The organism is Acinetobacter sp. AOR01_HL, assembly GCF_027855455.1.
Classification (GTDB): Bacteria; Pseudomonadota; Gammaproteobacteria; order Pseudomonadales; family Moraxellaceae; genus Acinetobacter; species Acinetobacter baumannii.
On the sequence record NZ_JAKTIM010000037.1, the window covers coordinates 1 to 15052 of the forward strand.

Annotated in this window: 8 protein-coding genes, 2 tRNA genes, 3 rRNA genes and 1 pseudogene; 9 read left to right on the forward strand and 5 right to left on the reverse strand. The window is 41.7% G+C overall.

The features are described from left to right. Positions 1-30 precede the first annotated feature (30 nt). The 4 genes and pseudogenes from MKL62_RS10950 to MKL62_RS10965 all read right to left on the reverse strand — a co-directional run bounded on the left by MKL62_RS10950 (position 31) and on the right by MKL62_RS10965 (position 5199). A protein-coding gene (locus tag MKL62_RS10950) for an IS3-like element ISAba45 family transposase (protein WP_094081405.1) occupies positions 31-1409 on the reverse strand; the annotation gives its coding sequence in 2 pieces (ribosomal slippage) (positions 31-935 and positions 935-1409; 1380 coding nt in all). Between the two features lie 84 nt (positions 1410-1493). Beyond that, positions 1494-3434, reverse strand: coding sequence for a molecular chaperone DnaK (gene dnaK, locus MKL62_RS10955; protein WP_001062605.1), 1941 nt, complete (start codon positions 3432-3434; stop codon positions 1494-1496). A gap of 153 nt (positions 3435-3587) precedes the next feature. Then, a complete protein-coding gene (grpE, locus tag MKL62_RS10960) occupies positions 3588-4142 on the reverse strand; it encodes a nucleotide exchange factor GrpE (RefSeq protein ID WP_001262789.1) in 555 nt (184 codons plus the stop codon). Positions 4143-4270: 128 nt separating this feature from the next. Beyond that, positions 4271-5199 (reverse strand): annotated as a pseudogene (locus tag MKL62_RS10965) (LysR family transcriptional regulator). Positions 5200-5306: 107 nt separating this feature from the next. Between MKL62_RS10965 and MKL62_RS10970 the strand changes: the two are divergent. Both MKL62_RS10970 and MKL62_RS10975 read left to right on the forward strand, forming a co-directional pair. Next, positions 5307-6173 carry an MBL fold metallo-hydrolase gene (locus MKL62_RS10970; protein WP_000765239.1) on the forward strand — a complete coding sequence of 289 codons (867 nt, stop codon included), beginning with the start codon at positions 5307-5309 and terminating at the stop codon, positions 6171-6173. A 391-nt stretch (positions 6174-6564) separates the two neighbouring features. Then, a complete protein-coding gene (locus MKL62_RS10975) occupies positions 6565-6795 on the forward strand; it encodes a hypothetical protein (RefSeq protein WP_000733015.1) in 231 nt (76 codons plus the stop codon). Between the two features lie 173 nt (positions 6796-6968). Here MKL62_RS10975 and MKL62_RS10980 read toward each other — a convergent pair whose 3' ends face one another. Continuing rightward, complete coding sequence (locus tag MKL62_RS10980) at positions 6969-7295, reverse strand: hypothetical protein (RefSeq protein WP_001274778.1); 327 nt, start codon at positions 7293-7295, stop codon at positions 6969-6971. A 210-nt stretch (positions 7296-7505) separates the two neighbouring features. Between MKL62_RS10980 and MKL62_RS10985 the strand changes: the two genes are divergently transcribed. From MKL62_RS10985 to rrf, 7 genes are all read left to right on the forward strand, one after another. Then, positions 7506-8576, forward strand: coding sequence for an alpha/beta hydrolase (locus tag MKL62_RS10985; RefSeq protein WP_000123586.1), 1071 nt, complete (start codon positions 7506-7508; stop codon positions 8574-8576). A gap of 143 nt (positions 8577-8719) precedes the next feature. After that, on the forward strand, positions 8720-9277 hold the full coding sequence (locus MKL62_RS10990) for a peptidylprolyl isomerase (RefSeq protein ID WP_002024898.1): 558 nt from the start codon (positions 8720-8722) through the stop codon (positions 9275-9277). A gap of 391 nt (positions 9278-9668) precedes the next feature. Further along, positions 9669-11205, forward strand: a 16S ribosomal RNA gene (locus MKL62_RS10995). 59 nt (positions 11206-11264) lie between these two features. Next, positions 11265-11341, forward strand: a tRNA-Ile gene (locus MKL62_RS11000). 55 nt (positions 11342-11396) lie between these two features. Further along, a tRNA-Ala gene (locus MKL62_RS11005) sits at positions 11397-11472 on the forward strand. Positions 11473-11812: 340 nt separating this feature from the next. Continuing rightward, positions 11813-14705: ribosomal RNA gene (locus MKL62_RS11010) — 23S ribosomal RNA — on the forward strand. A gap of 185 nt (positions 14706-14890) precedes the next feature. Continuing rightward, positions 14891-15005, forward strand: a 5S ribosomal RNA gene (gene rrf, locus MKL62_RS11015). The 16S, 23S and 5S rRNA genes sit together here with 2 tRNA genes alongside, the layout of an rRNA operon. Positions 15006-15052 lie beyond the last annotated feature (47 nt).

Genomic DNA, 15052 nt, shown 5'->3' on the forward strand with positions numbered 1-15052 from the left:
TGATCTGACCCCATAAAGTTGGACAATTAATTAAGCAGCTTCTAAGGACTGAGTTCTGTATTGTACAGGGCTTAGTCCTTTTAATTTAACCTTGATTCTTTCATGGTTGTAATAATGAATGTATTCTTTCACAGTTTTCTCTAATTCCTCAACAGAATTAAATTTTTCACCGTAGAAACATTCTGATTTAAGTATTCCAAAGAAACTCTCCATTGATGCATTATCTAAGCAATTTCCTTTACGAGACATACTTTGGGTTAAACCATTTTCTGCTAGTTCTCGCTGATAATGACGCATTTGATATTGCCATCCCTGATCTGAATGGATGATAGGCTTTTCATGATCTGCAAGCTTCGTAAGTGCATCTTTCAACATATTTTTTACTAACTCATACATTGGTCTACGGTGGGTTTGGAAGGCAATAATTTCCCCATTAAACAAGTCCATAATTGGTGATAGGTAAAGCCTATCTCCTCGAATATTAAACTCGGTTACATCCGTTACCCATTTCTGATTTGGTTTGTCAGCTTTAAATTGGCGCTGTAGTACATTATCTGCAACTTGCCCGATGTCCCCTTTGTAAGAACGATATTTTGCGATTCTAATGCGTGATTTAAGTTTCATTGACTGCATGAGTCTTTGTACACATTTATGGTTAATTGTTAATCCCATATTCTTTAAAGCAAGAGTAATTCTACGATAGCCATACCGACCTTTATGCTTATGATAGATCATCTTAATTTGCTGCTTAAGGTCACTGTATTTGTCGTTAAGCTTTGATCGCTGCTCATGATAAAAGTACGTGCTTCGAGCCATCTGTGATGCACGTAATAGATATTTCAATTTATAGTTTTGCCTTAATTCAGAAATGAATCTTGTAACCGTTGCTGTTCGGCTTGTTCCTGTTCTTTCTGCTTCTGAATCAAGGCTCTCCGCTTTTTTAAATAAGCGTTCTCAGCTCGTAGATATGCAAGTTCTTCTAGTAGCTGTTCTTGGGTTTTGTCTCTATCATTCAGAGCATTTTTGACTTTTTTTATCTTAGGCTTTGGCACGGATTTAGGTCGTCCTTTCGGCTTAGCTTTTAAGCCATCTATACCGTGTTCTTCGTATTGGAGCAACCAACTTAATAACTGTGTGTGTGATTTCAGATTAAATTGATTTGTAGCTTCACGTACAGATAAACCTTGTTCAAGAACAGACTGAATAACTTTAAATTTAAATTCAGGAGTATATACAGTATTTGTGTTTTTCCTGCTCAGACCCTCAGCACCATGATTATTATAATTGGCTACCCATTTAGCAACATCGCTATGATGTATTCCAAATTTATGACTTACTTGGTGTCTGCCAAAACCAGATAAGTAATATTGGACAACCTCAAGTTTAAATTCTTGAGAATATTTAGCCATAGAAAAGCACCCTCCAAGTTAGACTGAATGTGTCCAACTTTCGGGGTGCAGTTCATTTCGCGCGGTCTTTTTTAAAGAAACAAATTATTTTTTGTCATCTTTTACTTCAGTGAACTCAGCATCTACAACGCCATCGTCTGCTTTTTGTTGACCAGCATCACCACCTTGGAATGCATTTGGGTCGAAACCTTCAGCACCGCCAGCTTGTTGCGCTTGTTCATAAGCACGTTGAGTGATCGGCATTAAGATGTTTTGTAAAGCTTCAGTTTTCGCTTTGATTGCTTCAACATCATTTTCTTTTGTTGCTGCTTCAAGTTCAGAAACTGCTGTATTTACCGCTGTTTTTTCATCTTCAGTTACTTTGTCACCAAGATCTTTAACAGCTTTGTTTGAGCTTGAAATTAATGCATCAGCTTCGTTACGAGCTTTTGCAAGTTCTTCAAACTTACGGTCTTCTTCAGCATTTGCTTCTGCATCTTTAATCATCGCTTCAATTTCAGCATCAGATAAACCTGAGTTTGCCTTAATCTGGATCGATTGCTCTTTACCAGTGCTCTTGTCTTTTGCAGACACTTTCAAGATACCGTCAGCGTTAATATCGAAAGATACTTCAATTTGTGGCACACCACGTGGAGCAGGTGGGATGTCACCTAACTGGAAGTTACCCAACAATTTGTTTTGTTGAGCCATCTTACGTTCACCTTGGTAAACTGAAATATCTACCGCTGGTTGGTTATCAGCAGCAGTAGAGAACACTTGTGATTTCTTCGCAGGAATCGTTGTGTTTTTCTCAATGATTGGTGTTAATACACCACCCATTGTTTCAATACCTAAAGTTAAAGGTGTTACGTCAAGAAGCAATACGTCGTTCTTGTCACCAGACAATACAGCACCTTGAATTGCAGCACCGATTGCAACTGCTTCGTCAGGGTTCACGTCTTTACGTGGCTCTCTACCGAAGAATTCTTGTACTTTTTGTTGTACAAGTGGCATACGAGACTGACCACCAACTAAGATGACGTCAGAGATGTCAGAAGTCGAAAGACCAGCATCTTTAAGAGCAATCTTACAAGGTTCGATAGTACGAGCAACTAAATCAGCAACTAAACCTTCAAGTTTTGCACGAGTTACGTTGATCACTAAGTGTTTAGGACCAGTCGCATCAGCAGTGATGTATGGAAGGTTGATTTCAGTTGCATTCGAAGAAGAAAGCTCGATTTTTGCTTTTTCAGCAGCTTCTTTCAAACGTTGTAACGCAAGTGGATCGTTTTTCAAGTTTACGTTTTGTTCTTTCTTGAATTCTTCAACCAAGTATTCAATTAACGCGTTATCGAAGTCTTCACCACCAAGGAAAGTATCACCGTTAGTTGATAACACTTCAATTTGTTGGTCACCATCAAGGTCCGCGATTTCAATGATAGATACGTCGAATGTACCACCACCTAAGTCGTAAACTGCAACTTTACGGTCGCCTTCTTTTTTGTCCATACCGAACGCAAGTGCAGCAGCAGTTGGTTCGTTAATGATACGTTTAACATCTAAACCAGCGATTTTACCCGCATCTTTAGTTGCTTGACGTTGAGCATCGTTAAAGTAAGCAGGAACGGTAATTACCGCTTCAGTTACTGTTTCACCTAAATAATCTTCTGCAGTTTTTTTCATCTTTTTCAAGATTTCAGCAGAGATCTGTTGAGGTGCTAGTTTTTTATCGTTTACTTCAACCCAAGCATCACCGTTGTCTGCTTTGATGATTTTATAAGGTACAAGACCGATGTCTTTTTGTACTGCTTGATCTTCATAACGACGACCAATTAAACGCTTGATCGCGAATAATGTATTTTTAGGGTTTGTTACTGCCTGACGCTTAGCGCTTTGGCCCACTAAGATCTCGCCATCTTTATATGCAATGATCGATGGAGTTGTACGTGCGCCTTCTGCGTTTTCGATTACTTTTACTTTATCGCCTTCAAGTACAGCAACACATGAGTTGGTAGTACCTAAGTCAATACCAATAATTTTTGCCATTTGGTGTGTTCCTCTAAAATTCTGTTGCAATGTTTTTGCTTGTTATTCGATATGAGAGTCAATCGGTTTTTTTCAAGCATTTTTATGAAAAAAAATCAAAAAACTCTCAAATTCTTGGGCTTTTAGCAAAGAGATGCTTTGCTTTTGCTCATTTTATTGACCAACCATAACCATAGCAGGGCGCAATAAGCGGCCATTTAAGGTATAGCCTTTTTGTAAAACGGTACCGATTTCATTTGCTTTTGCATTTGGATCAATGCCAACAGCTTGGTGTAAATCTGCGTTGAAACCATTTTGAGTATCAGCTTCTACAACGCCAAATTTCTCAAGAGTCGTTAAAAGTGACTTTAAGGTTAACTTAACACCTTCAAGTACAGGCGTTTCTTCATCGCCAGCTGCCTGAATTGCGCGTTCTAAATTGTCGACAGAGTCCAACAATTCTTTTGCAAATTTCTCAAGCACAGTCTCTTTATGCTTCTCAGACTCACGCTGAATACGCTCTACACTTTTTTGTGCTTCGTAAACTGCATTGGCAGTACGAGCTTTTTCAAGCTTAAGATTTTCTTCTAGTTTAGTGATTTGCGCTTGTAAAGATTCAACGGTAACGTCGTTTGCTTGCTCTACACCTTCAGCCTGAGTTTGCTCGTTAGATTGCTCAACTTGCTCATTTTGAATGTCTTGAGCTTGCTCGTTTTGCTCATTAGCCATTGATGATCTCCGTTTAAATGGGTTTTTAAACATGTACAGTCCTTTTTGGCATCAGTATTTACTGTGTAAAACCTGAACTGCCATGCATATGCTGTAATTCATTAATAGGGATGAAGTATGGGCATTGCCTAAAAATTCAAGCGTACACGGCAATTTAAAGCTTTTAATTTTGCGGTTTTAAGTAAAAATCTAAATTTTCGATCATAAAAGCTATAAATTCTTGAGTGATTCGGGGTAAATGTTGTCTAGAAGCATACACGACCGACAAGCTTAACTCCGGAGCCGTAAAATTTTTAAATAAAGCTTTTAAGCGTTTTTCTTTTAAATCTCTCTCAACTAATAATGTAGGCAACATTGCAACTCCCTGTGCATGTAAGCACATATCGTAAAGTGCATTCACATCATTACTTTTAAAAGTGACATTTAAAGGATAGTTCTGAGGTTGTTGCTCATTATCAAAAAGTGTCCAGAATTGATGCTGGCTATGATGTGCAATACATTCGTGTTGAATGAGTTGACGAGGATGGAGTAGGGGACTGTGCTGTTTTAAATAATCAGGATGAGCACAGAAAACGGATTCAATTTGACAAACTGGCCGTGCAATTAAACCATCTGCGACTTTTTGAGTAATCCGTAGTGCCAAGTCCACTTGTGCATCTATAAGATCAATCGTGCTTTCAGTCAGGTATACATCAAACTGAATATGAGGATGCTGTCTCTTAAATTGCCGAATACATTCCGCAACCCCAAGTTCAAATAGAAATAATCCGCATGTAAAACGGATTGTACCGTTGTGTTGTTCAGGCGCTGCGAGTTCTTGTAAAAGTTGTTGCTGCTGTAAAATATTTTCGCAGTAGAGCAGAGCTTTTTCACCTGCGGGTGTAAGAGAGATTTTTCGGGTATTTCTCTGAAATAGTCGAGTTGAGAACGTATGTTCAAGGTGCTCAAGATAACGCGAAACCATTGCACGAGAATAATTAAGATGCTCTGCGGCTTTAGTTAAATTACCGTGTTGTGCAATAGAAACAAAGACCTGAATGGCTTTTAAAGTATCCATATGTCTAGCTATTATTACAATATATGCAACAGTTTATCTTAAATTAGTGCGTTTATCTTACATAAATTGCAATTTAAAGTGTTCTTCATGAAACAGGAGAATACCTAATGAAATTATTTAAATTATCCGCTTCTGCACTTGCTACTGCTACAGTATTAACTATGGCTCAGTCAGCTTTTGCTCAAGATCTGAAAATTCAGAGTTTTCTGGCTAAACCAGAGCACTTTGGTGTCACCTCAACCTTAATAGAAGGCGACAAAGAAGTTTTACTGGTTAATGCACAATTCTCAAAATCTGAAGCATTACGTATTGCTGCAAATATTCTCGATAGCGGTAAAACATTAAAAACTATTTTCGTAAGCTATGGCGATCCGGACTATTATTTCGGCTTAGATGTATTTAAACAGTATTTCCCGAATGTACAGATCATTGCTACGCCGGAAACAGTAAAGCATATTCAGGATACTCAAGCGCTTAAAGTTAAATATTGGGGGCCACAAATGGGTGCAAATGCACCTAGCCAAATTATTGTGCCTCAAGCTTACACTGCTAAAACTTTAAAACTTGAGAATGAGTCAATCGAGATTAAAGGTAAAAAAGAGCTTACTTATTTATGGGTTCCTTCTGCAAAAGCAGTCGTGGGGGGTATTCCGGTATCTTCAGGTATTCATTTATGGATGGCAGATACACCTAAAACCAAAGATCGTATGGAAGTCATTCAATCTTTAGAAAGCATCAAAGCACTACAACCTAAAATTGTTGTACCTGCTCATATGGTTGAGGGAGCTCCACAAGGTTTAGATGCTGTTAACTTTTCAATTAACTATTTAAATAGTTATGAAAAAGCAACTAAAGCAACTAAAAATGCTACTGAGCTGAGCAAGCTCATGCAGAAGCAATACCCAACGCTTCAAAGTGTTGATAGCTTAGAGCTCGGCGCTAAAGTGGTAAAAGGTGAAATGCAGTGGCCATAATCTAATGTTTAAGCCATATTAACTTTCAAGAAAGCCGTGACAATTCACGGCTTTCTTACAGAAAAATCGATTTTAAAAGTCAAAAAGCACTGTAACAATCTACGCAACTTGTATTGCGTTTCTATAAAGGGAAATATTTTGAATATATCTGTCAAATAGAGAAAAAATAAAAAATTGATAAAATTAAACAAGTGCTTATCTATAGTTTCATTTATAAAATAATATAGTTGATTTAAGAAAGTAATTTTAATAAAAAATTGCAGAATTTGTACCGCTATTACTACAAAAGACAACCAATGATACGCACGTTGAGAAAAAAAATTGTGAATTATAGGCAGCGCGAAGATGAACTTTGCATTTAAATGTTTGTCGTAATGAAAGGAAAGCTATCATGAAAAAATTAGGTCTTATCTCTGTAGTACTTGCTGGTGTTGCATTTACAGCTGTTGGTTGTGCATCAGAAGCTGGTTTAAACGCTTCTGGTTCTGCTCAAACAAGTGCTAGCCCATCTGGCGTACAAGCTGGTGTTGGTGTAGATGCAGGTGTTTCTGGTCAAGCTCAACCAGGTCAAGTTGATGCTGGCGCTTCTGGTTCAGTTTCAGGTTCTGCAACTGCTCAGTAATTTGCTGCTAAAAATAAGAGATATGAGTTTATAGAACGTATATGTTCAAGATGCCGATACATATATGAAATGAGCTGCTACTCATTTTTCTATAAATTAGAGAGAATTTATATTCCTCAAAAAAGCCCCAAGAGACTTATTGCTTTGGGGCTTTTTATATAGAAGTGGTATGTTTAGTCATCATGACGATAATCTCTATGATCATGATCTCGGTCTTCTAAGCGTTTCTTCTCCCATTCACGGTGTCGTTTTTCCCATTCACGACGATCCTTTTGCTGTTCACGAATATCTTTGCGTTGTTGTTCATATAATCTTTTACGCTCTTCCCAACGTTTGCGTTCCCACTCACTATATCGACGTCCATCGTTACGGTCATAACGATCGTCATCATGATCATGGTAACCATAACCACCGCGATAATAAGGATCATCTGTATAAGCAACACAGCCTACAGTTAAAAGACTGGTTGCTAACAAAGTAACAACTAGTTTTGCTGACATAGCAGTACCTCTTTTTGTCTGTTAACAATAATTGGCAAAAAAGTCCTGTTTTAAACGACAGATTTGTTAATGACATTTGCTATAAATCAGATTAGCGTAGATTGGTTTTTACCTTTGTATCTTGATTGCATGAGTTGTATGCGAATATAGTCAAACAACAAAGAATTCTGTAGAAAATATGAAGGATAAGAGGGATTCAAGGAGACAGGCATGACAGCATTTAATCAAAAAATTCAAACATTGCTAGATAAGGGGCAAGGTCCTGCTGCTCGAGCACTTGATAGGTTACCTCGACTAGCTCAAGAGTCTCTCGCTAAAATTTTAGGATACTCTTATCAATATCCAGATCTCGATTCATTTACGAAATGCATGATGGCTGTGCAAATTAAACAGGGGAGAGTGGGATTTATTGGTTCAGACCCAATTGAATCAAGAAGAGCATTCGATGCACAAATGCAGGCCATACGCCAAAAACCAACTGATATTGAGTTAGTAGAAGATATTCGCTTACCCCTACAAAGCGGGACTATCTTTGCTAGACATTATCATCCTGCCCCTAATAAAAAACTGCCCTTAATCGTGTTCTATCATGGAGGTGGTTTTGTTGTAGGTGGTTTAGATACTCATGATGAGGTTTGTCGCTTATTAGCAAAATATGCAAAAGTACAGGTGCTCAGTATCGACTATCCTTTAGCCCCAGAAGTTTCACCACAACATTTAATTCAATCGTGTGAAGATGCATTAGCTTGGGTTTATCAAAACCGCAGACAATTAAAAATATTAAAAAGTAGAATTGCTGTCGCAGGGGATAGCGCTGGCGGAAATATTAGTACTGTCGTGGCGCAAAAATCAGTAAATAAAGCTTATGCTCCGCAGGCACAATTATTGATTTATCCTACAGTCGACTTCAAAAGCAGACATCCTTCATTTTATGCTTATAACGAAGGGTTAGTCTTAACAAATACTGATATTGACTATGTCACACAATATTATGCAACGCATCATAATGTAGAACTTGATGATCCAATAATTTCACCTACCTATGGCAATCTAAAGAAAAACCCGCCCGCTTTTGTGATTACAGCGGGGCATGATGTCTTACATGATGAAGCTAAAATATATAGTCATAAGTTAAGACAAAATGGCGTGAAAATGCATTATGAAGAATTTCCGGATCAGACCCATGGTTTTATTAACCTGACTCCGATTTCTAGAAAAGCAAAACGTTATACGATCGAAATTAGTAAAAACTTTAGAAAGTTTTGGGATAAAAATAGTTAAGTAAGCTGATTAATCCATGTTTCACGTGGAACGTGGATTAATATAAAAGCTATATAAAGCTATTAATAAATACTCACTAGAATTGTTTGCCGTAGGCGATTAGATTTAACGGTTAATTATTTATAAAGTTGTTGTAGGGCAATATGAAAAAATTACTGATGTTGTTGTGTTTAGGAATAAGTAGTCACTCAGTATGGGCGAATACCTTAGTTGAGATGCAAACAAATTTAGGCAACATCGAAATAGAGTTATACGATGATAAAGCACCAATGAGTGTGAATAACTTTAAAGGCTATATAAAATCTGGTTTTTATAAAGAGACCATCTTTCACCGTGTCATTCCAGGATTTATGGCTCAAGGTGGCGGAATGACTGCGAACATGCAGGAAAAGACAACACGAGCACCTATTAAAAACGAAGCAGGAAATGGTATTGCAAATACACGAGGTACTTTGGCGATGGCCCGTACTTCAAATCCTGATTCAGCAACTAGCCAGTTTTTTATAAATGTTGCAGACAATAACTTTCTTAACCGTTCACCAGGAAATCCCGGATATGCTGTTTTTGGTAAAGTGGTCAAAGGAATGGATGTAGTTGACCGTATTGTTCAGGCTCCTACATCAAACTATGGCATGCATCAAAACGTACCAAAACAGCCTATAAAGATAGTAGATATAAAAATCAAAAAATCTCAAAAATAAATTAACCATATAAATCAGCTATTTAATTATTTTTAAAATTTTATTTGGCTGAAAAAGAACCGGTCGAGCGCGCATATTTATAAAAGTGCTTGCGTACCGGTTTTTTTTCCCTATAATGCACTCATCCCGACGCGATACACGAGAATATCTTAGCTTACAGGGTTAAGATGAAGGTTTTGTATTGCGTTGAATTCTGTCTCTGATGAGGAGCAGAAAAATCATTAAGAGAATTGAAGAACAACTTGTGTGGATTTTTACTGATTGATTAATCGAAATAATTTTCATTGATTGATTGGTTTAAATTACTCGAAGTTTATTTGAGCGAAATTTAAGTCAGTAATTGATGAGCCAGAATTGGTACCTTGTCTATAAATAAGGTGCAAAATGATTTTAACTGAAGAGTTTGATCATGGCTCAGATTGAACGCTGGCGGCAGGCTTAACACATGCAAGTCGAGCGGGGGAAGGTAGCTTGCTACTGGACCTAGCGGCGGACGGGTGAGTAATGCTTAGGAATCTGCCTATTAGTGGGGGACAACATCTCGAAAGGGATGCTAATACCGCATACGTCCTACGGGAGAAAGCAGGGGATCTTCGGACCTTGCGCTAATAGATGAGCCTAAGTCGGATTAGCTAGTTGGTGGGGTAAAGGCCTACCAAGGCGACGATCTGTAGCGGGTCTGAGAGGATGATCCGCCACACTGGGACTGAGACACGGCCCAGACTCCTACGGGAGGCAGCAGTGGGGAATATTGGACAATGGGGGGAACCCTGATCCAGCCATGCCGCGTGTGTGAAGAAGGCCTTATGGTTGTAAAGCACTTTAAGCGAGGAGGAGGCTACTTTAGTTAATACCTAGAGATAGTGGACGTTACTCGCAGAATAAGCACCGGCTAACTCTGTGCCAGCAGCCGCGGTAATACAGAGGGTGCGAGCGTTAATCGGATTTACTGGGCGTAAAGCGTGCGTAGGCGGCTTATTAAGTCGGATGTGAAATCCCCGAGCTTAACTTGGGAATTGCATTCGATACTGGTGAGCTAGAGTATGGGAGAGGATGGTAGAATTCCAGGTGTAGCGGTGAAATGCGTAGAGATCTGGAGGAATACCGATGGCGAAGGCAGCCATCTGGCCTAATACTGACGCTGAGGTACGAAAGCATGGGGAGCAAACAGGATTAGATACCCTGGTAGTCCATGCCGTAAACGATGTCTACTAGCCGTTGGGGCCTTTGAGGCTTTAGTGGCGCAGCTAACGCGATAAGTAGACCGCCTGGGGAGTACGGTCGCAAGACTAAAACTCAAATGAATTGACGGGGGCCCGCACAAGCGGTGGAGCATGTGGTTTAATTCGATGCAACGCGAAGAACCTTACCTGGCCTTGACATACTAGAAACTTTCCAGAGATGGATTGGTGCCTTCGGGAATCTAGATACAGGTGCTGCATGGCTGTCGTCAGCTCGTGTCGTGAGATGTTGGGTTAAGTCCCGCAACGAGCGCAACCCTTTTCCTTACTTGCCAGCATTTCGGATGGGAACTTTAAGGATACTGCCAGTGACAAACTGGAGGAAGGCGGGGACGACGTCAAGTCATCATGGCCCTTACGGCCAGGGCTACACACGTGCTACAATGGTCGGTACAAAGGGTTGCTACACAGCGATGTGATGCTAATCTCAAAAAGCCGATCGTAGTCCGGATTGGAGTCTGCAACTCGACTCCATGAAGTCGGAATCGCTAGTAATCGCGGATCAGAATGCCGCGGTGAATACGTTCCCGGGCCTTGTACACACCGCCCGTCACACCATGGGAGTTTGTTGCACCAGAAGTAGCTAGCCTAACTGCAAAGAGGGCGGTTACCACGGTGTGGCCGATGACTGGGGTGAAGTCGTAACAAGGTAGCCGTAGGGGAACCTGCGGCTGGATCACCTCCTTAACGAAAGATTGACGATTGGTAAGAATCCACAACAAGTTGTTCTTCATAGATGTATCTGAGGGTCTGTAGCTCAGTTGGTTAGAGCACACGCTTGATAAGCGTGGGGTCACAAGTTCAAGTCTTGTCAGACCCACCATGACTTTGACTGGTTGAAGTTATAGATAAAAGATACATGATTGATGATGTAAGCTGGGGACTTAGCTTAGTTGGTAGAGCGCCTGCTTTGCACGCAGGAGGTCAGGAGTTCGACTCTCCTAGTCTCCACCAGAACTTAAGATAAGTTCGGATTACAGAAATTAGTAAATAAAGATTGAGATCTTGGTTTATTAACTTCTGTGATTTCATTATCACGGTAATTAGTGTGATCTGACGAAGACACATTAACTCATTAACAGATTGGCAAAATTGAGTCTGAAATAAATTGTTCACTCAAGAGTTTAGGTTAAGCGATTAATCTAGATGAATTGAGAACTAGCAAATTAACTGAATCAAGCGTTTTGGTATGTGAATTTAGATTGAAGCTGTACGGTGCTTAAGTGCACAGTGCTCTAAACTGAAATGTTGAAGTTACTAACTTGTAGGTAACATCGACTGTTTGGGGTTGTATAGTCAAGTAATTAAGTGCATGTGGTGGATGCCTTGGCAGTCAGAGGCGATGAAAGACGTGATAGCCTGCGAAAAGCTCCGGGGAGGCGGCAAATATCCTTTGATCCGGAGATGTCTGAATGGGGGAACCCACCTACTTTAAGGTAGGTATTGCAACATGAATACATAGTGTTGCAAGGCGAACGAGGGGAAGTGAAACATCTCAGTACCCTTAGGAAAAGAAATCAATTGAGATTCCCTCAGTAGCGGCGAGCGAACGGGGATCAGCCCATTAAGTTATGTGTGTTTTAGTGGAACGCTCTGGGAAGTGCGAACGTAGAGGGTGATATTCCCGTACACGAAAGGGCACACATAATGATGACGAGTAGGGCGAGGCACGTGAAACCTTGTCTGAATATGGGGGGACCATCCTCCAAGGCTAAATACTCCTGACTGACCGATAGTGAACCAGTACCGTGAGGGAAAGGCGAAAAGAACCCCTGTGAGGGGAGTGAAATAGATCCTGAAACCGCATGCATACAAGCAGTGGGAGCACCTTCGTGGTGTGACTGCGTACCTTTTGTATAATGGGTCAGCGACTTATATTCAGTAGCGAGGTTAACCGTATAGGGGAGCCGTAGAGAAATCGAGTCTTAATAGGGCGTTTAGTTGCTGGGTATAGACCCGAAACCAGGCGATCTATCCATGAGCAGGTTGAAGGTTGGGTAACACTAACTGGAGGACCGAACCCACTGTCGTTGAAAAGCCAGGGGATGACTTGTGGATAGGGGTGAAAGGCTAATCAAGCCTGGTGATAGCTGGTTCTCCCCGAAAGCTATTTAGGTAGCGCCTCGGACGAATACCATAGGGGGTAGAGCACTGTTTCGGCTAGGGGGTCATCCCGACTTACCAAACCGATGCAAACTCCGAATACCTATGAGTACTATCCGGGAGACAGACTGCGGGTGCTAACGTCCGTAGTCAAGAGGAAAACAATCCAGACCGCCAGCTAAGGCCCCAAAATCATAGTTAAGTGGGAAACGATGTGGGAAGGCATAGACAGCTAGGAGGTTGGCTTAGAAGCAGCCACCCTTTAAAGAAAGCGTAATAGCTCACTAGTCGAGTCGGCCTGCGCGGAAGATGTAACGGGGCTAAAACTATGTGCCGAAGCTGCGGATGTATACTTTGTATACGTGGTAGGGGAGCGTTCTGTAAGCCGATGAAGGTGTGTTGAGAAGCATGCTGGAGGTATCAGAAGTGCGAATGCTGACGTGAGTAACGACAAAACGGGTGAAAAACCCGTTCGCCGAAAGACCAAGGGTTCCAGTCCAACGTTAATCGGGGCTGGGTGAGTCGACCCCTAAGGCGAGGCCGAAAGGCGTAGTCGATGGGAAAATGGTTAATATTCCATTACTTCTGTGTAATGCGATGAGAGGACGGAGAAGGCTAAATCAGCCTGGCGTTGGTTGTCCAGGTGAAAGGATGTAGGCATGTATCTTAGGCAAATCCGGGGTACTCTATGCTGAGATCTGATAGCAAGCTGTACTTGTACAGCGAAGTGGTTGATGCCATGCTTCCAGGAAAAGTCTCTAAGCTTCAGTTACACAGGAATCGTACCCGAAACCGACACAGGTGGTCAGGTCGAGTAGACCAAGGCGCTTGAGAGAACTCTGCTGAAGGAACTAGGCAAAATGGTACCGTAACTTCGGGAGAAGGTACGCTGTTGTTGGTGATGGAACTCGCTTCCTGAGCTGACGACAGCCGCAGAAACCAGGCCGCTGCAACTGTTTATTAAAAACATAGCACTCTGCAAACACGAAAGTGGACGTATAGGGTGTGATGCCTGCCCGGTGCTGGAAGGTTAATTGATGGGGTTAGCGTAAGCGAAGCTCTTGATCGAAGCCCCAGTAAACGGCGGCCGTAACTATAACGGTCCTAAGGTAGCGAAATTCCTTGTCGGGTAAGTTCCGACCTGCACGAATGGCATAATGATGGCGGCGCTGTCTCCAGCAGAGGCTCAGTGAAATCGAAATCGCTGTGAAGATGCAGTGTACCCGCGGCTAGACGGAAAGACCCCGTGAACCTTTACTGCAGCTTGACACTGAACTTTGACCTTACTTGTGTAGGATAGGTGGGAGGCTTTGAAGCTGGAACGCTAGTTCCAGTGGAGCCGTCCTTGAAATACCACCCTGGTAATGTTGAGGTTCTAACTCTGTCCCGTGATCCGGGACGAGGACCGTGTCTGGTGGGTAGTTTGACTGGGGCGGTCTCCTCCTAAAGAGTAACGGAGGAGTACGAAGGTGCGCTCAGCGTGGTCGGAAATCACGCGTAGAGTATAAAGGCAAAAGCGCGCTTAACTGCGAGACCCACAAGTCGAGCAGGTACGAAAGTAGGTCTTAGTGATCCGGTGGTTCTGTATGGAAGGGCCATCGCTCAACGGATAAAAGGTACTCTGGGGATAACAGGCTGATACCGCCCAAGAGTTCATATCGACGGCGGTGTTTGGCACCTCGATGTCGGCTCATCTCATCCTGGGGCTGAAGCAGGTCCCAAGGGTATGGCTGTTCGCCATTTAAAGAGGTACGCGAGCTGGGTTTAGAACGTCGTGAGACAGTTCGGTCCCTATCTACCGTGGGCGCTGGAAATTTGAGAGGATCTGCTCCTAGTACGAGAGGACCAGAGTGGACGAACCTCTGGTGTACCGGTTGTGACGCCAGTCGCATCGCCGGGTAGCTATGTTCGGAAGGGATAACCGCTGAAAGCATCTAAGCGGGAAGCCTACCTCAAGATAAGATTTCCCTAGGACTTTATGTCCTCTAAAGAGCCGTTCGAGACTAGGACGTTGATAGGTTGGATGTGGAAGCATAGTGATATGTGAAGCTGACCAATACTAATTGCTCGTGAGGCTTGACTATACAACACCCAAGCAGTTGTATATGAAGCATCAATCGATTCTTAAATATGCAAGACAACTTGATTTAGTTATACCTCTAGCTAAAATGAACAGATAAAGTAAGATTCAATTCAGCCCAGTCTGTTACAGATTTGGAAAACGCTTCGGCATCAAGTAAGACCTAAGCAAGTATCCATAAACAGTTGTGCTGGCGACCATAGCAAGAGTGAACCACCTGATCCCTTCCCGAACTCAGAAGTGAAACCTCTTAGCGCTGATGGTAGTGTGGGATTACCCATGTGAGAGTAAGTCATCGCCAGCTCATTATTCTAAACACCCCAATCTCAAAAGAGGTTGGGGTGTTTTTTT